The sequence below is a fragment of the Pseudonocardia nigra genome (genome assembly GCF_019396355.1).
GTDB lineage: Bacteria > Actinomycetota > Actinomycetes > Mycobacteriales > Pseudonocardiaceae > Pseudonocardia > Pseudonocardia nigra.
In genome coordinates, this window is the sequence record NZ_JAHKRK010000127.1 from 1 (window position 1) to 22,378 (window position 22,378).

22 protein-coding genes and 5 pseudogenes are annotated in these 22,378 nt (G+C 71.5%); 18 read left to right on the forward strand and 9 right to left on the reverse strand.

Annotation, left to right across the window (positions count from 1 at the left end; translation table 11 throughout):
• Window positions 1–277 precede the first annotated feature (277 nt).
• The 11 genes and pseudogenes from KME75_RS43650 (at window position 278) to KME75_RS25850 (ending at window position 9,619) form a co-directional block, all read left to right on the forward strand.
• Window positions 278–1,207 carry a hypothetical protein gene (locus KME75_RS43650; RefSeq protein WP_246632839.1) on the forward strand — a complete coding sequence of 310 codons (930 nt, stop codon included), beginning with the start codon at window positions 278–280 and terminating at the stop codon, window positions 1,205–1,207.
• Window positions 1,204–2,244, forward strand: a complete 1,041-nt coding sequence (locus KME75_RS25810; RefSeq protein ID WP_308283076.1) for a TRM11 family SAM-dependent methyltransferase — start codon at window positions 1,204–1,206, stop codon at window positions 2,242–2,244. The genes KME75_RS43650 and KME75_RS25810 overlap by 4 nt, the downstream gene beginning before the upstream one ends.
• Entirely contained in the window at window positions 2,241–2,615 is a 375-nt protein-coding gene (locus KME75_RS46910) for a helix-turn-helix domain-containing protein (RefSeq protein WP_372452659.1), read from the forward strand. Before KME75_RS25810 ends, KME75_RS46910 begins: the two co-directional genes overlap by 4 nt.
• A gap of 148 nt (window positions 2,616–2,763) precedes the next feature.
• Window positions 2,764–3,915, forward strand: coding sequence for a tyrosine-type recombinase/integrase (locus KME75_RS25815; protein ID WP_308283077.1), 1,152 nt, complete (start codon window positions 2,764–2,766; stop codon window positions 3,913–3,915).
• 142 nt (window positions 3,916–4,057) lie between these two features.
• Window positions 4,058–4,921 carry a YncE family protein gene (locus KME75_RS25820; RefSeq protein ID WP_219417470.1) on the forward strand — a complete coding sequence of 288 codons (864 nt, stop codon included), beginning with the start codon at window positions 4,058–4,060 and terminating at the stop codon, window positions 4,919–4,921.
• A gap of 674 nt (window positions 4,922–5,595) precedes the next feature.
• Complete coding sequence (locus KME75_RS25825; RefSeq protein WP_219417471.1) at window positions 5,596–5,799, forward strand: hypothetical protein; 204 nt, start codon at window positions 5,596–5,598, stop codon at window positions 5,797–5,799.
• A 427-nt stretch (window positions 5,800–6,226) separates the two neighbouring features.
• Window positions 6,227–7,150, forward strand: a complete 924-nt coding sequence (locus KME75_RS25830; protein ID WP_219417472.1) for a tyrosine-type recombinase/integrase — start codon at window positions 6,227–6,229, stop codon at window positions 7,148–7,150.
• Between the two features lie 528 nt (window positions 7,151–7,678).
• Window positions 7,679–8,002 (forward strand): annotated as a pseudogene (locus KME75_RS46915) (integrase catalytic domain-containing protein); the annotation flags it as partial.
• A 136-nt stretch (window positions 8,003–8,138) separates the two neighbouring features.
• Window positions 8,139–8,690 carry a Mu transposase C-terminal domain-containing protein gene (locus tag KME75_RS25840; RefSeq protein WP_246632841.1) on the forward strand — a complete coding sequence of 184 codons (552 nt, stop codon included), beginning with the start codon at window positions 8,139–8,141 and terminating at the stop codon, window positions 8,688–8,690.
• Window positions 8,632–8,841: a hypothetical protein gene (locus KME75_RS25845; protein WP_219417475.1), complete on the forward strand. Its 210-nt coding sequence runs from the start codon at window positions 8,632–8,634 to the stop codon at window positions 8,839–8,841. The genes KME75_RS25840 and KME75_RS25845 overlap by 59 nt, the downstream gene beginning before the upstream one ends.
• A 4-nt stretch (window positions 8,842–8,845) precedes the next feature.
• Window positions 8,846–9,619 (forward strand): AAA family ATPase, encoded by a 774-nt coding sequence (locus tag KME75_RS25850; protein WP_219417476.1) that lies wholly within the window; start codon window positions 8,846–8,848, stop codon window positions 9,617–9,619.
• Window positions 9,620–9,905: 286 nt separating this feature from the next.
• On the opposite strand, the gene pptA is transcribed toward KME75_RS25850, so the two are convergent.
• The 3 genes from pptA to KME75_RS25865 are packed head-to-tail and all read right to left on the reverse strand — an operon-like array spanning window position 9,906 to window position 14,880.
• Complete coding sequence (gene pptA, locus KME75_RS25855) at window positions 9,906–10,139, reverse strand: tautomerase PptA (protein ID WP_219417477.1); 234 nt, start codon at window positions 10,137–10,139, stop codon at window positions 9,906–9,908.
• 23 nt (window positions 10,140–10,162) lie between these two features.
• On the reverse strand, window positions 10,163–13,966 hold the full coding sequence (locus tag KME75_RS25860; protein WP_219417478.1) for a non-ribosomal peptide synthetase family protein: 3,804 nt from the start codon (window positions 13,964–13,966) through the stop codon (window positions 10,163–10,165).
• A complete protein-coding gene (locus tag KME75_RS25865; protein ID WP_219417479.1) occupies window positions 13,963–14,880 on the reverse strand; it encodes an EamA family transporter in 918 nt (305 codons plus the stop codon). The genes KME75_RS25860 and KME75_RS25865 overlap by 4 nt, the downstream gene beginning before the upstream one ends.
• A gap of 234 nt (window positions 14,881–15,114) precedes the next feature.
• On the opposite strand from KME75_RS25865, the gene KME75_RS25870 reads away from it, so the two are divergent.
• Complete coding sequence (locus KME75_RS25870; RefSeq protein ID WP_246632846.1) at window positions 15,115–15,492, forward strand: Tn3 family transposase; 378 nt, start codon at window positions 15,115–15,117, stop codon at window positions 15,490–15,492.
• A gap of 142 nt (window positions 15,493–15,634) precedes the next feature.
• Here KME75_RS25870 and KME75_RS25875 read toward each other — a convergent pair whose 3' ends face one another.
• The 4 genes and pseudogenes from KME75_RS25875 to KME75_RS25885 form a co-directional block, all read right to left on the reverse strand.
• Window positions 15,635–16,018, reverse strand: a complete 384-nt coding sequence (locus tag KME75_RS25875) for a DoxX family protein (protein ID WP_308283079.1) — start codon at window positions 16,016–16,018, stop codon at window positions 15,635–15,637.
• Window positions 15,904–16,524, reverse strand: a complete 621-nt coding sequence (locus tag KME75_RS46100) for a Tn3 family transposase (protein ID WP_308283078.1) — start codon at window positions 16,522–16,524, stop codon at window positions 15,904–15,906. Before KME75_RS46100 ends, KME75_RS25875 begins: the two co-directional genes overlap by 115 nt.
• A gap of 67 nt (window positions 16,525–16,591) precedes the next feature.
• Window positions 16,592–16,975 (reverse strand): annotated as a pseudogene (locus KME75_RS46920) (metal-dependent transcriptional regulator); the annotation flags it as partial.
• Between the two features lie 153 nt (window positions 16,976–17,128).
• The gene (locus tag KME75_RS25885; RefSeq protein ID WP_219417480.1) at window positions 17,129–17,980 is read right to left on the reverse strand and encodes a hypothetical protein; all 852 of its coding nucleotides are present in this window, start codon (window positions 17,978–17,980) and stop codon (window positions 17,129–17,131) included.
• A 437-nt stretch (window positions 17,981–18,417) separates the two neighbouring features.
• On the opposite strand from KME75_RS25885, the pseudogene KME75_RS43665 reads away from it, so the two are divergent.
• The 5 genes and pseudogenes from KME75_RS43665 to KME75_RS43675 all read left to right on the forward strand — a co-directional run.
• Window positions 18,418–18,926, forward strand: a pseudogene (locus KME75_RS43665) (chromate transporter); the annotation flags it as partial.
• Between the two features lie 264 nt (window positions 18,927–19,190).
• Window positions 19,191–20,075, forward strand: coding sequence for a chromate transporter (locus KME75_RS43670; RefSeq protein WP_308283080.1), 885 nt, complete (start codon window positions 19,191–19,193; stop codon window positions 20,073–20,075).
• Window positions 19,973–20,539 carry an IS5 family transposase gene (locus KME75_RS25900; protein ID WP_219417483.1) on the forward strand — a complete coding sequence of 189 codons (567 nt, stop codon included), beginning with the start codon at window positions 19,973–19,975 and terminating at the stop codon, window positions 20,537–20,539. The genes KME75_RS43670 and KME75_RS25900 overlap by 103 nt, the downstream gene beginning before the upstream one ends.
• Window positions 20,540–20,693: 154 nt before the next feature.
• A complete protein-coding gene (locus tag KME75_RS25905; protein WP_219417484.1) occupies window positions 20,694–21,215 on the forward strand; it encodes a DUF1259 domain-containing protein in 522 nt (173 codons plus the stop codon).
• Window positions 21,206–21,454: pseudogene (locus KME75_RS43675) on the forward strand (DUF1259 domain-containing protein); the annotation flags it as partial. The gene KME75_RS25905 and the pseudogene KME75_RS43675, both read left to right, overlap by 10 nt.
• Window positions 21,455–21,499: 45 nt before the next feature.
• Here the strand turns inward: KME75_RS43675 and KME75_RS25910 are convergent.
• A complete protein-coding gene (locus tag KME75_RS25910; protein ID WP_219417489.1) occupies window positions 21,500–21,679 on the reverse strand; it encodes a DUF1259 domain-containing protein in 180 nt (59 codons plus the stop codon).
• Between KME75_RS25910 and KME75_RS25915 the strand changes: the two genes are divergently transcribed.
• Complete coding sequence (locus KME75_RS25915; RefSeq protein WP_246632843.1) at window positions 21,678–22,199, forward strand: Chromate resistance protein ChrB; 522 nt, start codon at window positions 21,678–21,680, stop codon at window positions 22,197–22,199. The two genes, KME75_RS25910 and KME75_RS25915, sit on opposite strands and share 2 nt — an antisense overlap.
• Here KME75_RS25915 and KME75_RS25920 read toward each other — a convergent pair.
• A pseudogene (locus tag KME75_RS25920) lies at window positions 22,182–22,378 on the reverse strand (ISAs1-like element ISMul1 family transposase); the annotation flags it as partial. The gene KME75_RS25915 and the pseudogene KME75_RS25920 overlap by 18 nt on opposite strands.

Consider the following 22,378-nt stretch of genomic DNA (forward strand, 5'->3'; position numbering starts at 1 on the left):
CTCGCCGACCGCGCCAACATCGCCCACGCCCGACGAGACCTCCTCAACCGCGACGACGTCTTCACCGCGTACGGCATCTAACTGAATCCGACCAAACCGGACAAAGATCAACAACGCCGGGGCCCTGATGCTGCAGCGGGATGGGGTAGGGCCTGAGGAGCGATTCTCAGTGCCGCGATTAATCGTCGGGATGTCCCCGCCCGGCCTTGATGACGGAGTTCAGGGGTGTCCTCGGCTGCGCTTCGGGCGCGGCGAACGCGACCCCAGGAGCAGCCCTGTGCAGCCCGACGATCACTCCGCCCGCGATGAGCAGAACACCGCCTCCACCGCCTCCATCCCGGGGCCGACACGCCGCGGTCGGGCGGTGGTCGACTTCCGGCCCTACCCGACCGCGCCGACCCGCACGCGACGCAGCCCGGCGAGCTCCGGACGCCGCGCCGCCCGGAGCGGCAACCACCCGCCGACCCCGTCCACCATCTGGTTCACGCCCGACCCGAACCGGGCCGCTCCGGACGCCACCCTCGTGACGGGTTCGTCTGACGAGGCGAACCCGGGGTTCCCGTTGCGCCCGGGCGGGATGGCGGACATCGACCCGTCGAACGCTTGGCCGCTGCCCGTGCTGACCCGCGCCGTCACCTCGTTCACCGAACCCGGCGCCACCGTCCTGCTCCTGCCCTGGCCCGGCGCCGGACGGGACGGACATGGAGCGACGGTCCCGCCCGCCGCGGTCGCGGCGGTCACCGATTTCGACCGACGGCCGCGGCTCGGGAGCTTGCCAGCGGCCGACGGGCGGCACGACGCCGATCGCGCCCACCTCGACGGCGCGGACGGCCGGGTCGACCTGCTGCTCACCGTCATGCCCGCACGGCACGACGCGGCCGAGCACACAGACGCCGTCGCCCGGCTCGCCGCCCGAGAACTACGGCTCGGCGGCGTCCTCGCCGTGCTCACCCACTGTGACCGTAACGGTGGCGCCCTCGTCGACCCGACGGGGCCGATGGCAACCGCCGGGCAGAACGCCGACCTGCTCTACCTCCAGCACGTCGTCGCCGTGCACCTCCCACCGGCACACCTCCGAAACCACACGACTGGTGCCGCGGACGGCCAGGCGCCTGTGGCGCACCGGCGCGTGCACAGCGACGTCTTGGTCTTCGCCCAGCCTCACGACGACGATGCCAGACCCGCTGCCCGAGCCCCGCAGCGGTGACCCGCGCGCCCGTCCGCCACGCCACGATCGCCGACCCGGAAGGCACGTTCATGTCCGACAGCGCCCACTCTGCGCGCCCCGCCGCTCTGCCCGCGACCCCCGACGTCGTCGACCTCGAGGACCTGCCGCTGTCGGTGTGGCTCACCGCGCAGCAGCCCCCCGCCAGCCAGCGCCGCGACCGCTACACCGCCGGCTCCACCGCGCACCCGGCGAAGATGCTGCCCGCTGTCGCCGCCCACGCCGTCGCCCACTACACCCGCCCCGGGGACCTCGTTCTGGACCCGATGTGCGGCATCGGCACCACGCTCGTCGAGGCCCTCCACCTCGGCCGCCGCGCCGTGGGCGTCGAGTACGAACCCCACTGGGTCGACGTCGCCCGCGCCAACCTCGACCTCGCCCGCGACCTCGGCGCCACCCACGCCGACCACGCCCAAGTCCTGCACGGCGACGCCCGGCAGCTAGCGACCCTGCTCCCACCCGACGCGGTCGGCCGGGCGGCGCTCGTGGTGACCTCCCCGCCGTACGGCCCCTCGACCCACGGCCAGGTCTCGGTCATCCCCGGCGGCGGCGTGCAGAAGTACCACCACCTCTACGGCAACCTGCTCGACCGCGGGAACCTCGCCAACATCGGCCACCACCGCCTGCTCGCCGGGTTCCAGCGCATCCTCGCCGCGCTGGCAGACGTCCTGCGCCCCGGTGGGCACGTCGCCATCACCGTCCGGCCCTGGCGCGAGCACGCCGAGCTGATCGACCTGCCCTCCCAGATCCTCGCCTGCGGCACCCGAGCCGGCCTCGTGCCCGTCGAACGCTGCGTCGCCCTGCTCGGCCGCGTCGCCGACGACGGCCTCGTCGCCCGCGGCTCGTTCTTCCAGCGCGACTTCATCCGCAAGCAGCGCGAGGCCGGGCTCCCGCTACACCTAATCGCCCACGAGGACGTCCTGATCTTCACCACGAGGCCCAACGTTCAGGGTCAAGCGATGGGGGCCCGCGCACGCGGCGACGCGACGCGGGCCGCCGGCTTCGAGGCCGCGGCATGACCCGCCCGTCGACCCGTCGCGATCAAGGGGTGGTGCCGCCGCTCCCGACGGCTCGCGTCGATGGTCCCGATTCGGAACCGAGGCCGGGTTCCGCAACGGCGGGACGCACGCGCGTCGGCGGGGACCAGGACGCGCTGCTTCCGCTGCTCACCCCGGCGCAAGCTGCGGAGTTGCTGTCGGTGCGGGAGTCGTGGTTGCGGCGTCGGGCGACGGCGCGAGCGGTGCCGTGCACGTTCCTCGGCAAGCACCTGCGGTTCTCGCGGACCGACGTCCGGGCCATTGCGGCCGCGGCCGCTCAACCCGTGTCGCCGCCCACCGGTAGCCGTGGGCGTAACGCCATCGGCTCGGCACGGTCCCGGGGCCGGCGATGACCGCTCACCGACGCCGGCCCGGAGCATGCTGGCGCTCCGCCGCGTACCGAGCGTCCATACAGGTGCAGCCCGCAGCGGGCCGTGGGCACGAGGACGAGGGGTGGGCGCGGTGGCGTGGGTAGAGCAGTCTGGGGCGCGGAGCTGGCGGGTGCGCTACCGCCGTGACGACGGCACCATCGGAGCGACGAACGGCTTCCCGACCAAGACCGCCGCAACCGAGCACGCCGACGGCATGGAAACGGACCAGCGCCGCGGTACCTGGATAGACCCCGCCGCCGGGAAGGTCACGGTGGGGGAATGGACCGTGCAGTGGCTCGACGCCCTCGACGTCGCAGTCCGCACCGAGGACTACTACCGCAGCCTGCTGACCCACCACATCCAGCCTCGCTGGGGCGAGATCGGGCTGGCCGAGGTGTCCGGGATCAAGGCCGCGGCCTGGGCGAAGCAGCTGCGTGCGCGTGGATACGCCGAGGCGACCGTGGCCGGGGTGATGAAGTTGCTGTCGTTGCTGCTCGCCGACGCCGCCGAGGAACGGCTCATCGTGGCTAACCCGATCCGGGCCCGCCGCCGCGGCCGGCACCGCCGCGCACGACGAACCGAGCGGATTTGGGCCAACCCCGTCGAGGCGCTGGCCGTCGCAGACAACGCCGCCCGCCTACCCGGGGCGGGACCTGGCGCCGCGATCCTGATCGTCACGGCGGCCTGGACCGGAGCCCGCTGGGGAGAACTCGTCGGGCTGCAACGGTCGAACACCCATCTCGACGACGGCGCGATCGTCATCGATCCCGACATCGGCGCCCTGCACGAGTCCAGTCAGGGGCTGCACCTGGGCCCACCGAAGACCGCCGAGTCGGCGCGCACCATCGCCCTGCCCCCGTTCTTGGTCGAGCTGCTGCGCGTACACCTCGACACCCACGACCACCGGCACGTGTTCGTCACCTCTGAGCGGCAGCTCTACCGGCGCAGCAACTTCTCCCGCCGCGCCATGCGCCCCGCCGCCGACGGCAACCACGCTCACCCCCGCGCGGACCTGCGCCTCGACCCGGTCAAGCTCGGCCTGACCTTTCACGGGCTACGGCACAGTCACAAGACCTGGATGATCGCCGACGGCGTCCCCGAGATTGCCCAGTCCCACCGCCTCGGGCACATCCTCAACGACAAGATCCAGCAGACCTACTCCCACGTCGCGCCCGAGGTCGAACGACGGCTGCTCGACGCCCTCGCCGACCGGTGGCACAAGGCCATCGCCGACCGTGGGCTCGCCGCGGCATGGCGCACAACGTCCAAGCGGAGGGCGTAGCGCCAACGCGGCCGATCAGCCCCCGTGGCCGCCGGTTCGGTAGTGCGGCACACCCCGTCAACCGATACGCCGTCGCCGGCATGCGCAGAAATGTCGTACCGCCGACCTACCATGCGCGGCACGGTGAGAGGCAGCGTGACCGATGCCGCAGCGCCGCCTCCTGAGCGACAGGCTGCAGCGGGTCCTGGTCCCGGCCCGGGACAGCGGGTTGTACCTGGTCGACCCGGACGCGGCCACCGCAACCCGCGTTCCCGGCACCGGCAGCGTCGCCTCCGCCGACGAAGGCCGCGGAACGCTGTTCCTGGCCGACCGCTCTGCGAGCACCCTCACCGCCGTCAACCCCGCCGACGGTTCAGTGCTGTCCTCGGCGCCGACCTCGGCACCACCGGACTACGTGCGCTATGTCGAGGCGACCGGCGAACTGTGGGTCACCGAGCCGGACGCCGCCGGCATCGAGATCTTCGCCCTCGCCGACGAGGCGGTTCCCACGCCCCGCCCGGTCGGGTTCATCACGGTGCCCGGTGGGCCGGAGGGCTTCACCACCAGCCCGACCCGGAACACCGCCTACACCCACGCCGGCAACGACCTCGTGGCGATCGACCTGCTCGCCCGCGCGGTCACCGCCCAGTGGGCCACCGGCTGCGCCGGCAACCACGGATTCCCCCGGGTCGATGACGAGCTCGGGGTCGTGCTGGCCAGCTGCGCCGAGGACGGCGCGGTCTCACTGCTCGACCTCGACGACGGCCGCCAGCTCGGCCGCTACGAGGTCGGCGGCGGGGAAGCCCTACCCGCCCACTCCGAGCAAACCGGGCACTTCTACGTCCGCGCCGACCCCGGCACCACCATCGCCACCCTCCAACCGGCCCAGAACGGCCTCACCCTCGTCCGCGAGGTCACCGTCCCCGAAGTCGGGCACTGCCTCACCACCGACGACCGCGGCCACTTCTGGACCTGCGACGCCGAGCACGGACGGGTCGTACGATTCGACGATCCTCACCGCAGGTGAGGTCGCAGCGCTGCGCGGATGGGCGCTCGCGTTCTCCCGATCATCCCCACTGGCGGTGCTGTCCCGGGCGGGCGGGGTGAGCCACCCCGGACAGCGATGATGTACCCGAAACGCCGGAGATCGGGTGCCTACGAGGCGGCGCGTCGTCGACAGCTCCATGAGGGTTGTCCGTCGTCGCGCGTCGCGCTAATCGTTGGGAGTCGCTGCGGGATCGGAGCCGCCGGCGCGACCTTGCTCTACCGCCTGTACTCCGAGCACCGCAGCATGAGCGGCTACTTCACCAACGCTGTCATCGGCTGCGTCACGAATGGCTTGGGCATCCGCCGCTACTGACCCCACGGCCAGTCCATCGCTCCACTGCGAGACATCCAGCACCTCATCCGCAGCCCGCGGATGAGGTGCTGTCGCGTCCCGCCGACCTCCGATCTTCGGAATCGACCCTTCCGGAACTCCCACCCGCCCGCCGGCTGGCGCCGTCGGTGTTTCTGCTGGTCGGGGCATGCCGGTAGGCCGTCCACAATCAGCGTGTCGCGAACCAGCGGTTGGGGGCCGGGTAGCGGGACGCTGCTGTCCGCGCGCAGCCAAGGGCTTCGGGCCCGACCAACCTCATGGTGGTTCCAGGAAGGGGCTGGGCGGCTGTTGCCCGGGCGCAGGTGCGGGAGAGGATGTCGGTCATGGCCTCGTTGCAGACTCTTGAACGCCGCATCCTCGCGCTGGAAGCGCGTCTCGCCGATGTTGAGGGCGGGTACGGGGACACGCTCTACAAGTTGCACCGGGGCAGCGTGAAAGCGGAGCTGCGCACTGCGAAGATCTTGGAGCGTCTCGAGATCGAGGACGTGACTGATGAGGAGATCGACGCCGTTCTCGACGCGGAGTAACGACGCTCGACGGCGAGCGCGGGTGCGCCCCGGGCAGCGGCGTCGGGCACGAGGCCGCGCCGCAACGCAACGTCGCACGCAGGGTCCGGTTGCCTACGTGGCCGCTGGCCCGGTCGACCCTGCGGTGGACGCGCTGGCCGTGCACCTTGCCCGCGGCCAGCGCGTGGACCTCGGCGACCGCCACGGCGTGGTCGGGTTGTGGCCGCGCGCCGGGCTGCTTCCCCTGGTCAGAGCGCCGGTTCGCTGGGGAACGACGGTCGTGGCCGATGTTCCGATCGTTGATCGCGCAGGTTCCGGGAATGTGCATTCCCGGAACTAGACTCCCGGCATGGCTTCCGGAAACGCGACGGATCAGCCCCGGCAACCACCGGGATCAGCTTCCGGAAACACAGACGCCGGCCGGGTCGGTGGGGTCATCGAGCTTCCCGTGGAGTTCGCGGCCGAGCTGGCCCACTACCAGCGGGCGCTGGCCCGGGCGCCGTTGAGCGGGGCGACCCGGGCGAAGTACGTGGCCCGGGTCCGCGGGTTTCTCGTCTGGCTGGCCGGCTCCGCCCTGCACGCCGACGGCGAGGCGGATCCGTTGCAGGACCGGGCGGCGCGCGACGGGGCGGTGTGGGATTGGCGGGTGTGGGCCAAGACCGTCGGCCGCCAGGCCCCGGCCACGATCAACAACACCCTCGCCGCGGTCGACGACTTCTACGTCCGCCGCGGCCTGGGCGCGGCGGCTGCCCGGCGTGAGGTGCTGCCCCGGCGCGCCCCGAAGGCCCTCGGCGGGCGGGAGGTGGTGCGGTATCTGCGGGCGGTGGAGCACTGCGGGTCGGCGCGCGACACCGTGGTGGCGTTGTTGCCGTTCTACGCGGGGCTGCGGATCGGGGAGGTCGTCGGCCTCGGCGTCGCCGACGTCGCGCTCTCGGCGCGCAAGGGCAGCCTGCGGGTGCGCGGCAAGGGCCGCGACGGCGGCAAGGTGCGCGAGCTCCCGCTCACCCGCCCCGAGCTGCGGACCGCGCTTGCGGCCTGGCTCGAGGAACGTCCGAGCTGGCCGGCCGCCGACCAGTCCGACGCGCTGCTGCTCAACCGGCGCGGCGGGCGGTTGTCGGATCGGGCCGCGCGGGCGATCGTCACCGATCTCGGGGAACGGATCGGGCTGGTCGAGGACACCGGTACCGGCGGCGAGTTCGGGCCGCACGTGCTGCGCCACACCTTCGCCACCCAGCTCATCCGGGCCGGGGTGGACCCGGTGCTGGTCGCGGACCTGCTCGGGCACGCCTCACTGGACACCGTGCGGATCTACAGTCAACCCGATGACGCCGACCGGGAACGCGCACTGGCGCTGCTGACCACCGACGGCTGACTCGGCAGGTCGCGACAACGGGGACGATGAATTGTGTTTCCGCAGGTCGGACCGCTCCCAGGGAAGCTGTGTCGGTTTCAGCGTGTCGCCAGGCGTTACCGGCGGGGTTTCGCTACCTTCCCGGGCCGTGGTGAAGCCGCACGTCGACCCGGCGGTCCGAGCGGCGCTGGTGGAGCGGCTGCGCCGCCACCGCGCCGATGGACGGTGACCAGCGCGGATGTGCGCGCGGCGGCGACGGCGTTGGTGGTCACCGAGCGCACGGTCTGGCGATGGGTGAACGACCCGGCGCCTGATCGGACGCCGCGGGCGCGGTATGAGCTGACCGAGGCCGACCGCAACGACTACGCCGACTGGACGGGCAACGTGGCGGCGCTGTGGCGGGCGCGGGCGGCGAAGGGCGAGGCGGTGGTGCCGTTGCGGACGTTGCAGAGGGCGTTCTCCCGCGAGCTGTCCCCCGGTGAACGGGCGGCGGTGGTGGACGGGGTGGAGGGTCGGCGCAGGCATGAGGTGTACCTGCGGTGGGAACCGGTGGCCCGCAACGCCCGTTGGGAGGCCGATCACAAGGAGCTCCCGGTGCTGGTCACTCCGCCGCGCGGGACGCGTCCGCGTAAGCCGTGGGTGACGTTGTTCCTCGACTGCTACTCGCGGCTGATCATGGGGTGGGCGTTGTCGTTGCGTCCGGACTGCGCCACGGTGCTGGCTGCGCTGCGCCGTGGCCTGGTGGTGGACCCGGAGCGGGGCCCGTTCGGCGGGGTCCCGCGTGTCCTGGTTCCGGACAACGGGTTGGAGTTCGCGACGACCGCGCTGGAGCGGGTGTGCGGGGTGCTGGGCACGACGCTGGACCCGACCGACGCCTACGCCGCACCGCAAGGGCAAGATCGAGAGGGTCAATCGGACTCTGGACCAGGAGTTCCTGTCCGGGCTGCCGTTCTACACCCACGGCGCTCGGGGCGCGGACGGGCGGCTGTTCGGGCCGGCCGCGGAGCCGATGAGCCTGGAGCTGCTCAGCCACCGCTTCGCCGAGTGGGTGGCGGACTACAACACCGCCCGGGTGCACAGCGAGCTGGACGGGCAGACCCCGCTGGCCCGGTGGTGCGAGGACGCGGCCCCGTTGCGTGAGGTGCCCGCCGAGCGGCTGCGGTGGATGTTGATGGCGGATGTCGAGCGCACGGTCAACAAGGACGGCGTGCATTTCGAGCGGGTCCGGTTCATCGCCCCGGAGCTCAACGGGCTGGTCGGGGAACGCGTCCAGGTCCGCTACACGCCGCACGACCTGCGCCAGATCGAGATCTTCCGCGGCGACACCTGGCTGTGCACGGCCTACCCGCAGGACCAGCTCACCGCCGAGCAGCGGGCCGCGGTCCTCGCCCGCCGCCACGCCGATGCCGCGGAGCTGGGCCGCCGGCAGCGCCGGCGCCAGCCGCCGGGCCCGGGCGCAGCTGGCCCCGATCACCGCGCCCGGGCCTGGGGAGGACACCACCGTGATCACCACCGAGCAGGCCCGGCAGGAGCGCCGCGGCCGCGACGACGATGGGCGTGAGCTGCGCCGGTTGGGCCGCACCGACCTGCTCGGCCTGCATCGCGACTTCGACTACTGGAACCCGCCCCGCGAGGGACAGCCGGGGACGCCGACCGTCGAGGTCGAGCAGAAGGCGACCAGCGAGGACGAGGACGAGGACGAGGAGGGATAGCGGGATGGTGCGGCACTTCCTGGATGTCGAGAGCGCGTCCACGCTGCCCACCGATTCGCTGTTGATGGTCGAGCGCGCGGTCACCGACCTGATCCGCGCGCAGGCGATGGGCACGGTGCACGGGCCGGCCGGGCTGGGCAAGACCTGCGCGGTCGAGCAAACCCTGACCCGCGCCGCGGCCGCGGGGTTGGCCGGGCGGGCGCCGTGCTGGGTGAAGTTCCCCAGCCGGCCCACGATGCGGCTGGTCGCGGCCGCCCTGTTGGCCGAGCTGACTCGGGTCCCGACCGGGCGGGGCAACCGGTTCGTGCTCACCGAGCAGCTCGTCGAGGAACTGGCCCCCCCGCCGGGTGGAGGCGGGCGTGTGGTCGTGGTCGACGAGGCCCAGAGCTTGAACACCGAGTGCATCGAGTACCTGCGCTACCTGCACGACCACCGCTCCACCCGGTTCGCGTTGCTGCTGGTCGGCGGGGACGGCACCTGGAAGGTGTTGTCGCGGGAACCGATGCTGCGCTCACGGATCTACCGGCGGGTCAGCGTGGAACCGCTCACCCCGGCCGAGGTGTGCCGGCTGATCCCGGCCTATCACCCGCTCTACGAGGGCGTCGACACGGAGCTGCTGCTGCTGATCGACGACCACTTCGCGCACGGCAACCTGCGCCACTGGGCGGCGTTCACCAAGACCGCCGCCGAGCTGTGCGCGGCCGCTGGCGGTGACCGGGTCGATGAGACGGTGGCCCGCAACGCGTTCACCCTGCACGGCGGCGGCGTGGGTGTGTGACCGCCGCCGCCGCACCGCTCGGTGTCAACCCGGCGCCGGCGCAGGCGACGCCGGCAGTCGGAGGTTTGCGGTGGGTGCACGATTCCGATGACGACCTGGCGTGCCTACACCATCTGACCGCGCTGCACGATCTGTCCGCCGGGCGCGTGGTGTGTCATCCCACCCCGGGCGCGACGACCTGCACGCCCGGCGGTTGCCTGCGGACCGGCTGGAGGGCGATGCTGTCGGTCGACTACGCGACCGCGGCGCTGGGGTCGCCACCGAGTCCAGCCTGGGTAATCGCGCGTCAGTTGTTGCCGTAGTCGGGTCGCTTGATCAGCAGGTGCTGCCGTGCGGCGATTTCGGGACCGTACACCGCGTCGTTCCAGTCGGCGGGCTCCACCGGTTCGACGGCCACCGAGACGGCGCCTTCGGTGACGCCGAAATGGTGCGTGATGACCTCGGTGATCGCCGCGGCGAGTTGGCGTTGCTGCTGTTCGGTGAAGTCCTGCGGGAAGTGCTTGATGGTGACGTGCGGCATGGCCGCCCCTTCGGTGTTGTGGATCAGCGGGCCAGGCGGGTTTGGATCTCGGACACGAGCTCGGCGATGCCGCGTTCCTTCAGCACGCTGTAGTGGTCGCCGTCCAGGTCGATCACGGTGGGCCGGTCGGCGGAGTAGCCGGAGCTGCCTTCGAGGAACGAGTAGTCGTCCCCGGTCGCCTTCAAGATGGTCACCGGCGCGTTGACGCGCCGCCGGGTCAGCTCGTGGAAGCTGTACTCGAACTCGTAGGTCCGACCGACGATCCGGGTGATGCGGCGGATCAGCTGCTCGTCGAGCGTGGGCTGCATCCGCTGGATGCAGGCGACGAAGGTGTCCTCGTCGCGGGTTGCGGTGACGCAGCGGTCCAGGTCCGGTCCGCTGATCGTGCCGGCGAAGACGGAGTACAGGATCATCACGTATGCCGGATTGCGGAAAGATGCCTCGCGTCCGTGGCGATGTCCCTCGACCTGCCGAACCTGGGGGTTGCCGGGGCAGATGAGCAGCAGGTGCTCCACCCGGGCTTCGGACTGTTCGAGTTGCCAGGCCGCTTCGAACGCGACGCGGGCGCCGAAGGAGTAGCCCCACAGGGTGTAGGGCCCGTCGGGCTGGATCCGCTTGATCTCCGCGACGTCGGCGGCGGCCATGTCTTCGATGGTCTGGTACGGCGTCTCGCCGGCGTTGATGCCGAGCGCTTGGACCCCATAGAACGGGTGGCCGAGCCCGCACCGCGTGGCCAGCAGACGCAGGTTCATCGGGTAGCCGCCCAGCCCGGGCCAGCAGAAGACCGGGCCGCCGGTGCCGGTGTCGTGCAGCGGCACCAGCCGCGAGGAGGATTCGGTCGCGTCCCGGCCGATCCGGGCGGCCAGATCGACAAGCTTGGGGTGCTCGAACATGACCTGCAGCGGCAGCCGAGTGCCCCACGCATTGTTGATCTTGTTCACCAGGGTGACGGCGATCAGCGAGTTCCCGCCTGCGGTGAAGAAGTCGTCCCCGACCGACACGTTCTCGTATCTCAGCGCGGCGCCCCAGGCCTCGGCGAGCCACCGCTCGTGCGGGGTGGCCGGGGCCACGTAGGCGGTGGCGCTGGCCGCTGAGCGCTGCTGCTCGGCGGCGGCCAGCGCTGTCACGTCGACCTTGCCGTTGGCGGTCAGCGGCAGCACGTCCACGACGTGCACCCGGTTCGGGATCATGTAGTCCGGCAGCGTGCCGGCCAACTCGTCTTTGATGATCTCCGCCGGGCCGCGCATGTGCACGGCGTCCTCGTCCATGCCTTCGCTGCGGATCTGCGCATCACTGACCTTGCCGCCGAGGAAGAAGTACGACGCGCCCGGCTCGATCCCGCGGGCGGCCAGGATGTCGTCGATGCGCCGCGCGGCGGGCAGCGGATGCCCGGTCTTGGAGCTGTAGCCCGACGACATGAGCCCGAGGCGAAGGCCGTTGCGCTGCAGGTGGTGCAGCCTGGCCCCCAGGCAGAGGTACTCCAGCCAGGGTTGGTCCGCGCGGCTCACCGCGGTGATGCCGAAACCGGCGCGCTGGTACACCGGCTGATTGATGGCGATCACGTGCCGGGGTTCCAGGATCTCCTCGCAGAGGTACTCGAGTCGTCCGCCGAGGTAGCGGTACTGGCCGGCCGGCAGGCCGCTCACCCGCCCCGGGTGGGCCTGCACGAACACCTCCGTGGGGTCGGGGTCGGGGGTGCCGTCGGCGGGCCGGACGTCGAAGGTGCCGAGGTAGTGGTCCGCGGCGGCGACGTCCAGGCGGTCCTTGACCGCGGTGCGGTAGACGAGTGGCCGGATGGCCAGCCCGTGCTCGGCCAGCACTTCCTCGAACACGCCCACCATGTGCCCGGCCTCGAACTCCAGCACCTCCCGGATATTGTTGCGATACACCGGTTCGATGGCGCTCGTGCGGCCGAGGAAGTGGACGCGCAGGCGGCCGTCGGCGTGCTCGCCGGGTGGGCCGATTCGCACCAGCGCATGATCGACCGGGTGGTAGTAGAACACCCCGGCGTCCACACCGGCCACCCCCGCGGTCTCCAGGTACAGCTGGACCGCGTAGAGCGCGCCGGGGGAGGCGTAGGCGTACTTGGGCAGCAACCGCGTCTCACTGTGGAACTGGCCGAACCAGCGCAGCATCTCGCCGAGCTCGGCCAGGGTCACCTGGTCCAGGCCGCGGGTGTTCGCGGTGGCCGGTCGCGGCGCGAGCAACGCCTCGAGGTCGGCGCGGGTGATCTCGCCGCCGTCGTAGAAGCGATAGGTCTTGCGGGCGAAGGCCTCCCGCCGCTGCCGGGCGGTCTCCTCCCTGCCGGGCAGCGGCACCCTCGCGCGGCCGGCCAGATCGTCGGCGTCGCGGACGCCTCGGTTGGACAGCTGCGCCTTCACCTGCAGCCTGCTTGCCTTCGACTGGTGGTGCTCGCCGTGGTTGCCCTGATCCATCAGGGCGGCCTGCCTGGGGTCGAGCTCGACGCAAGCGACCAGTTGCTGGAAGCCGGTCCGCGGCTCGTCGGCGACGATCGCGACCGCCCGGCGCACCCAGGGGTGCTCCTCGATCGCCAGCGCGATCTCGTCCAACTCGACGCGGTAGCCGCGCAGCTTGACCTGATTGTCCACCCGCCCGGCGAACTGGATCGTGCCGTCGGGGTTCCAGTACGCCAGGTCGCCGGTCCGGTAGAGCCGCTCGGTCGGCACGAACGGTGACGGGACGAACCGCTCGCGGGTCAGCTCGGGCCGGTTCAGGTAGCCGCGGGCCAACTGGACCCCGCCGATGTAGAGCTCGCCGGTCTCGCCGATGTCCACCGGCGCCATGGTCTCGTCGAGGATGTAGCACTGGGTGTTGTCCACCGGAACGCCGATCGGGACGCTGCCCGCGGCTTCCCCGAGTGCGTCCGGGTCCACCAGGTGCGCCGTCGCGTTGATGGTGCACTCGGTCGGTCCGTACAGGTTGACCAGCGACGCCCACGGCACCTCGTCATACAGGGCCCGCGTCAGGCGGGTCGAGAGCGCCTCGCCCCCGGAGAACACCCGCCGCAGCGACGTGCACAGCTGGAACCCCTCGGTGTCCAGCAGCGCCTGCAGCAGGGTGGGCACGCATTGCAGCGTGGTGACCTCGTGTTTGACGATCGCGCTGATCACCGCGGCGGGGTCACGGAAGATGCCCGGCGTCCCCATCACCACCCGCGCCCCCACAGCCGGGGCCAGGATCTCCCACTGCGCGGCGTCGAAGCTCACTGGTGTCTTCTGCAGCACGGTGACGTCCGGGCCCAGGTGACCGAACGACTGCATCCAGCGCAGCTGGGACAGCACGCTGCGGTGCTCGATCATCACGCCCTTCGGCTTGCCGGTGCTGCCGGAGGTGTAAATGACGTAGGCCAGGGTGTCCGGTCGCGGTGCGGCAGGGTGCGTCGCGGTGGCCGGCGTCTCCGACACCGACACCACCGTCGTCCCGCGTGGCGCCAGCTCGGCAACGCGGGCCACGAGGTGGTCCTGGGTGACGATCACCCGGGTGCGGCTGTCCTCGATCATGTAGCGCAGCCGCTTGTCCGGGTACTCCGGAGCCAACGGCAGGTACGCGGCCCCGGCGAACAGGATGCCCCACACGCCCACCATGAGGTCCAGTGACGGTTCGGCGTACAGCCCGACGCAGTCGTCCGCGCCGACCCCCAGCTCGGCGAGTCGGCCGGCGAGCCGACCGCTGGCCAGCTCCAGCTCCCGGAACGTCAGGCACTCATCGTCACCCAGCACCGCGACCGCGTCCGGCCGCGCCTGCGCCTGCGCGCCGAACACACCGGTCAGGCACCCACCCAGCCGGCTGAACCGTGCCGCCGTCACACCGCGCTCCCTGCAGGCTCACGCGTGCCGGAGCCCGTGACCGTGCCCTCGACGCCACGCTGCCGGGGCTGCGCCAAGACGACCGCGGCCACCACCGCCGCGGCGCCGACCAGCTGCAGCGGCGTCAGCGCCTGGCCCAGCACCAGATAACCGAGAACCGTCGCGGTCAGCGGGCTGGCGAACCCGGTGATCGACACCACCAACGCCGGAAGACGGGAAATGCCCCGGAACCAGATCGCGTACGCGAGCAGCGCCCCGATCACGCCCAGGTAGGCGAACCCGGCGACATTGGTGAGCGTGACGCTGCCGGGCAGCCCCTCGGCCAGCAGCGTGACCGGCGCCAGTACCAGCCCGCCGACGGCCAGCTGCCAGCCGGTAAAGGTCAACAGGCCCACCCCGTCCGGCCGGCCCCAGCGCTTGGTCAGCACGATGCCCGACGCCATGCACGCCGCTGCCGCCAGACCCGCGAGCACGCCCTCGGGATTCAGGCTCGCCTGCGGCTTGAGCACCAGCAGCGCCACACCCAGCACGCCGAGCACGCACGCCGCCACCTGCACCAGCCGAATCCGATCCTTCAGCAGCATCGCGCCGAGCAGCAACACCAGCAGCGGCTGCACCGCGACGATCAGCGCCGCGACGCCGCCGGGAAGGAAGTAGGCGGACACGAACAGCAGATAGAAGAACGCGCCGATGTTCAGCACACCCAGCACCAGAGCCCGCCACCACCACACCCCGCGCGGCAAGACCCGGCCGACCGCGAGCAGCACAAGACCGGCCGGCAACGCCCGCAGGGTGGCCGCCAGCACCGGCCGATCCGGCGGCAACAGCTCGGTCGTAACCACGTAGGTGCTGCCCCACACGGCCGGGGCCAAAGCGGTCAACGCCATGTCGGCGGTCACCCGGTGGCCCTTCATCCGGCCACCACGGGGGCAGCGGTTCTGACGGCAAGTGCAGATTTGGACACGGATCGTTCTCCGATGCGGTTGCGACTGCGCGCCCGATCGGGCGATCGGACGAAGCTTCGGTCACCCCGGGGTGAACCAACCACGGACGATAAATCAGCTAAGGCATGCCTAACAAAGTGACAACGACCACCTTCCTGGTGAGGCGAGGCTTGCCTAAGCTATTCTGCGCCAAGTCCCCTGCGCCTGGCCGACGACGAGCCCTACCGGCGCGAGATCAAGGCCCAGGCCAACCTCACCGAAGGACGGCACGACCTCGCCCGGCGGGTGTTCCACGGCCGCAAGGGCGAGGTCACCCGCGCCTACTACGACGGCATGGAAGACCAGCTGTCCGCGCTCGGCCTGGCGCTCAACTGCATCGTGCTGTGGAACACCGTCTACATGGACCGCGCGGTCGCCGAGCTGCGCCACCAGGAATACCCCGTGCTCGATGCCGACCTGCCGCGGCTGTCCCCGTTCGTACGTCACCACCTCGGCATCGACGGCCACTACAGCTTCCACCTACCCGACCTCGGTGGCGTGCACCGGCCGCTGCGCGACCCGGCCGCCGCCGACGACGAGTAGCCGCGCCATCGCGCCAGCGGGCATCGTGCCGGGATTCCAGAACTTCACCGGCACCGCGCGAGGCGCCCTGGTCGCAGATGTTCCCGATGGCCCGCAGCCACCGGACTTGCAGGGGCCATCGGACTGGCAGGCGCTACGCGGGTCACATGGCGGCGACCACCTCGGCGGTGGGCGCGCTTTGCCGCCGGGTGGCGAGGAGCTTGTCCAGGGCGAGTGCGCCGGGGCCGGTGAAGACCAGGAGCAGGAATGACCAGCAGTACATCGCGGATGGTTCGCCGTCGTTCTGCAGTGGCAGCAGGGCGGTGGGCTGGTGCACGACGAAGTACGCGTAGGCCATCGAGCCGGAGGCGATCAGGGCGGCGGTGCGGGTGAACAGCCCGCCGGCGACCAGGAGACCGCAGACGAGCTGGATCACGGCGCCGTACCAGTAGGGCCACACGCCGACCGGTACGGATCCGCCGCCGGGCGCGCCGCCGAAGATGCCGAAGAGCTGGGCCGCGCCGTGAAAGGCGAAGAGAACGCCGATGACGATTCGGAACAGGCCCAGCACATAGGGCTTCGCGGTGTCGAGGCTGTCACGGAGTGCGGGCATGGCGAGAACTCCTTCGGCAGGATGTGCAAGGTCTTGAAGATGCGGCCGTAGTGGGCGATCGCCTGCCCGAGCGAGGTCGGGTTCCCGTCGCGGGAGATCATGCGGGTGACCTCGTGCGCGGAGACCTCGCCGGAGTGGATCGAGACGGCGACCCGGCACATGTCCTCCCAGTGCCGCACGACCCGGTCGGTGTCGATGCGTCCGCGGGCGGCGCGGTCCAGCGGCCCGTAGTCGGCGGCCGGGTCGATGCGCCACAGCCGCTGATCCGGGAGGTTGGCCAGCTGCGGCCGGTACTGGCGGCCCAGCAGGTGCAGCAGCCCGAACACGATGTCGGAGTAGGAGCCGGTGTCGGTGATGATCGTCTCTGGCACCACCCCGCCCTGCTGGCGCAGTACCACGTCCACGGCGTGCAGTGCCCCAGTCCTCCGCGTACTGCCCACCAGCCCACGGGATCGGGGCGCCGTGCGGATCATGCGTCGGATGACCCAGAAAGGCGTCTATCCGCCTCTCGAGCCGCGCGCTGATGCCGTGATCGAGGACCTGCGCCTCGGCGTGCACCTCGTCCCACGGCACGCCGAGGACCTCGGCGAGGAACACCTCGAGCAGGCGGTGCCGCCGCACGACCCCCAGCGCGTGTCGCGTCCCGTGCTCGGTCAGCCCGATCCGGTGACCGCCAAAGCGGCGAACCAGATCATTCGCCTCCAGCCGCTTCAGCATCGCCGAGACAGTCGGAGTCGTCACCCCCAGCTCGCCGGCCACCGCCGAGGTCGTGACAGCTCCGCCGCGGTTAGCCGACGCGAAGATCGCCTTTGGGTAGCTCTCAATGACCTCGGTGTGCCTGATTCCGCAGCACCCAAGACCGCTCGCACCATCACGGTTAGTCGCCGCCATACGCGGATATTAGCCCGATCTAACGACCCCTGTATAGAGCCTCTTCGCCACGAAGCGGAGCGAGCAGTGAGCAGGCACTGGGCGGTTGCGGCGATCGGGTCGTGACCGAGGAGCGACGGTGTTGCACGCCGCCTGGGGGGCTGCGCCCGGCAATCAGCTCGTCAACTCGGCCTGGATGCGCTGCTCGTTCTCGCTCGCGCAGGCCTCCGCGGCCCGAACACGAGATGCACCCCCAGGGCCGCTTTGACCCATACCGTCAACGACTGGCGGCGTGCCCGTGGGTGGCTCGGCCGGTCTCGGTGGCGATGACCCGGCTGGCGAGCTGGCGGAACGCGGCGAGCCAACGTCGGGGTTGCGCCCGTCGAGCAGTCCCTCGGCGTACTGCTCGAGTGGCCAGGTGATGAGGGTGCCGTGGCGGGCGAGGTAGAGCCCGACGGCGCGGATGCGGTAGCGGTCGGCGGGGTCGAGCCAGGCGTAGGCGAGTAGCTGCCACAGCCAGCGGGCCACCCGGGCGGGGTTGCGCACCGTGAGCACGGTCTTGACGTCCAGCAGCGTCATTCCACCGGGCGGCGGCGGCGTGAGGGAGGCGCTTCCACCGGAAGCATCGACCGGGATGGTCGGGATGAGGAGGTCGGCGTCGGCCCAGTGCTCTATGAGCACCGGCCCGGCGATCCCGCCGGACCGGGGCCGGGCGCCGGGCGTGGCGGGTGCGGGTGTGAGGCGGGTGAGCATGCCGCAGGTGTGGGCGCGGGTGGCCAGCGCGATGAGCTCGGTGACCTGGTGGTCGGGGACGGCGTCGAGCAGGTTGGCGGCGGTGGTGGCCGGGTCGGCCCAGAGGGCCGCGGCCGGGGTGGGGAGCTCGCCGGCGCGGTAGGCGTTTTCCCAGTCGGTGAGCACCACGCAGGCTCGGGCGAGCACGGCCTCGGCGCCGCGGGTATCGGCGAGGCGGCCGGGTGAGGCGTGGGCGGTGAGCAAGGCGACCAGCCGCTCGACAAGGTCGAGCACCAGGGCGGGGCGCGCTCCGGTGACGGCCCGACCGGTGAGGTCCGCCCCGGGGAGGTGATCGAGGTCGAGTCAGGTGTGGTCGGGAAGCGGGCGGAGCTGGTTGGCGCGGCGCGCTCGAACGGGACGCTCCAGCAGGTCGGCAGCGGCTCGCGACGCACGCCGCCGATTGGCGCGACGAACTCAAGCTCGACGCCGACCTCCGGCGCCGGCGGAGATGGCACCGCTGCCAGTACGCCCGCCACGTCGCTCCTCGATTCATCGCCACTACGACCTGGCTCAACTTATTGGCAGCCACCCGCGCGATGGCTCAGACACGCTGACGACAGACGAAGCGAGCGAGACGTCGAGTACACGCTGACCCACCTGCCAGAACTGCTGGCCCCGCAACCATGGTTTCATCACCCGCGGCGGTGGTCGGGGTGGATGGGGCCGAGTGGATGGAGGGGCGCAGCGTGAGTGAGGTCGGTCCGGAGCCGCGGTCGACGACGGCCAGCGGGCGGGATCTTGTCCCGTTCGGCAGCGCGGTGCGCACCTGGTTTGCGATCTCCTTGCAGACCTTTGGTGGTCCGGCGGGGCAGATCGCGGTCATGCAGCGGGCGCTGGTGGAGGAGAAGCGCTGGATCGGCCAACAGCGGTTTCTGCACGCGTTGACTACTGCATGCTGCTGCCCGGGCCGGAGGCCCAGCAGCTGGCGGTCTACATCGGGTGGCTGCTCAACGGGCTACGCGGCGGCCTGGCGGTAGGGGTGCTGTTCGTGCTGCCCGGGGTGGTGGCACTGCTCGCGCTGGCCGCGATCTACGTGGCGTTCGGCGAGACGACGGCGATGACCGCGCTGTTCGCCGGGCTTGCTCCGGCGGTGCTGGCCATCGTCGCCCAGGCCGTGGTGCGGGTCGGACGCCGCGCGCTGCGACACCCAGCGCTGGTCGCGCTCGCGGTGGCGGCGTTCCTGGCGATCGCGGTGTTGGCCGTGCCGTTCCCGGTCGCGGCCGCCGCCGCCCTGGGCTGGGCGCTGGGCCAGTGGGCACCGGCCGTCGTCCGCCCCGGCGATGGGCACCGGGACGCCGTCGCCGGGCCGGCGCCGGTGATCCCCGACGACGCCCTGCACGCCGAGCCACCGCGGCTGGGCCGGGCGCTGCGGGTGCTGGTGATCGGGCTGGTGGTGTGGGCCGCGCCACTCGTGGCGGTGGTCGTCGCGTTCGGCCGGGACAGCGTGTGGGCCGAGCAGGGCTTGTTCTTCTCCGGGGCCGCGCTGGTGACCTTCGGCGGGGCGTATGCCGTGCTGGCGTTCGTCGCCCAGCGCGCGGTGGAGGTCTACGGCTGGCTCGCGTCCGGGGAGATGGTCCGCGGCTTGGCGCTGGCCGAGACCACCCCCGGCCCACTGATCATGGTCGTGCAGTTCGTGGCGTTCCTCGGTGCGTTCCGCGACCCGGGACCGCTGGACCCGTGGGTCGCCGCGCTGCTGGGGGCGCTGTTGACCACGTGGGTGACGTTCGTGCCGTGTTTCCTGTTCATCTTCCTCGGCGCCCCCTACGTCGAGCGGTTGCGCGGCAACCGTGCGGTGTCCGCGGCGTTAACTGGGATCACCGCCGCGGTGGTCGGGGTGATCGCCAACCTTGCGGTGTACTTCGCGGTGCACACCCTGTTCCGTGCCACGACGCAGCTGGACGCCGGGCCGGTGCACCTCGAATTGCCGCAGCTCGGCGCGGTGGCCCCGGTGCAACTGGTCATCACGCTCGCGGCGCTGGTGATGGTGTTCCGGCTGCGCTGGTCGGTGCTGCGCATCCTCGGGGTATGCGCCGTGCTCGGCCTGGCCGCGGCCCTGGTCAGCCCCGCCCGATGGAACCTGGGTGGGGATCCTCGACGAGTTGCGCCGCGACGCCGACGTGGCGGAGGGCCCGGAGTGGACAGTCGGGGTCGACGCCGGTGTGGTCCGCGCCCACCAGCACGCCGCCGGTGCCCGGCATCAGCCACCGGCCGACGTCGCCGCGGAGGTTGTCGCGACCACCGAGCTGGACACAGGGGGCAGGGTCGAATCACAAGAAACCGGCCGCTAAGCCCAGCCGGGAGTCACTTGGGCGGTCGAGGGGCGGGCTGACGAGCAAGATTCACCTCGCCGCCGACACCCGCTGCCGTCCGATCTCCCGGGTCACCACGGCCGGGCACCGGCACGACTCGCTGGCCTTCGAACCGGTCATGGCCGGCATCCGGATCCGCCGCCGCGGCCCCGGCCGACCCCGGACCCGGCCCGGACAGGTGTTGGGCGACAAGGCCTACTCCAGCCGGGCGATCCGCTCCCACCTGCGGCGACGTCGAATCCGGGCGGTCATCCCGGAGCCTTCCGATCAACGGATCAACCGGCTCAAGCGCGGTCGTAAGGGTGGCCGACCGCCGACGTTCGACGCCGAGAGCTACGGGCAGCGCAACGTCGTCGAGCGCGCGATCAACAAGCTCAAGGGCCACCGCGCGGTCGCCACCCGCTACGACAAGCGCGACTACATGTTCCGCGGAACCGTCGATGTCGCCTCGATCAGGATCTGGCTCCGCGACCCCGTCCCATGATCCACGGGACAGGCTCTAGTCGCCTCACCCCGTTTGGGTAACCTCCACCGCCCTCGGGGGTAGTGCAACCGCAGTTTCACGGTAGGCGAGGTAAGGTATGCCTCAGCGAGTCGAGAAGAGGGAGGCGAGTACGGATGTCCGGCGGGTGCGGCGCATGGCGGCGATCGCGGGCGCCGCGGCGCTGCTGGTCGCGGGCTGCAGCGGCGACGACGCGACGACGCCGGCGAGCTCCCCCGGCGCTCAGCCCACCAGCAGCGGGCAGGGCGGATCGGAGGCGCAGCCCGCGGTCACCACCGAGGCGGACTGGCAACCGGTGGCCGAGGCGTTGGGCCGGCCGGGCAAGCTGTCGGCCGACGGCCTGGTGTACCGGGTCAGTTTCTCGCGCAGGGACCTGTCGGTGCGCAGCTACGACGTGCAAATCGCGCCCGGACTCGCACTGGGCGGCTCCTACGCCGCGTTCTCCCGCTACCCTGACGGCACGGTGGTGATGATGGGTGATCTGGTGGTCACCGAAGCGGAACTGCCGCCGGTCACCGACGCGCTGCAGGAAGGTGGCGTCGAACAGACCGCGGTGCACAAGCACCTGCTGGCCCACGAGCCGCAGCTGTGGTGGAGCACATCCACGGCGCCGCACCGGACCCGGTCGCGATGGCCCAGACGGTGCGGATGGCGCTGAACCGCACCAGGACTCCACCGCCGGCGGACGCCGGCCCGTCGTCGCAACCGCAGCTGGAGCTGGATACCGCCGCGATTGACGCCGGGCTGGGCACCACGGGCACCAACGACGGCGGGATCTACAAGTTCTCCTTCCAGCGCAACGAGCCGATCACCGGCGCGCACGGCGTCCTGGCGCCGGGAATGGGCATCACCACAGTGATCAACTTCCAGCCCACCGGCGATGGGCGGGCCGCGATCAACGGCGACTTCGCCATGCTCGCCGAGGAAGTGCAGCCGGTGACGTCAGCTCGCCGGGCTGACGTTGTGCGCGCGGACCGCGGCGCCCAGGGCCTGGGCGAGTTTCACCGCGTCGTCGTTGGCCCAGAAGTGCATGTAGAACAGCCGCGGCTGGTCGTCGAGGCTGTGGTTGTGCACCTCGACGATCTGAATGCCACCCGCGCGCAGCGCTTGGATCACCGTCATGGCAGGGCGAGCAGCAGCAGCGGGGCGCGGTGAGCCGGGGCAGTGGGTGATGCTGGTCTATCGGCTGCCGCGTGAGCCGAGCACCCCCCGGATCGCGGTGTGGCGCAAGCTGAAACGGCTCGGGGTGGCCCAGCTCGCCGACGGGCTGGTCGCGCTGCCCGCCGATGCCCGCACCCGCGAGCAGCTGGAGTGGATCGCCGATGAGATTGTCGAGGCCGGCGGTGCCGCGGGGGTGTGGATCGCCCGCCCGGCCGCGGCGAGTCAGGAGCGTGAGCGGGCCGGTGCGATGGTCGCCGCGCGCGCCGCGGAGTATCAGGCGGTCATCACCGAAGCGGTGGCCGGCGATGTGGTGAACGAGGCCGGGCGGGCGTCGCTGGCGCGGCGGCTGCGCGCCGAGCTGCGGCGCATCGCCCGGCGCGACTACTTCCCGCCACCTGAGCGCGAGCTCGCCCGGGCCGCAGTCGAGGCCCTGGTCACCCCACACCCCAGGGGGTCGGCAAAGTCAGATGATCTTGAGTAGTTGGAGCGGTCGACGGGCGTCGCGGGCGTGATGGCGTAGGGCCTTGGCGATGTTGGTGGCGCCCGCGAGGCGGTGCAGGCTGATCACGAGGTTCCGCAGCGACGCCATGACCTGCGGGCCGTGACCGGCGCGGACCTGAGACAAGTCCTCTGCGAAGGTCACATCGCGCACCCAGTGCA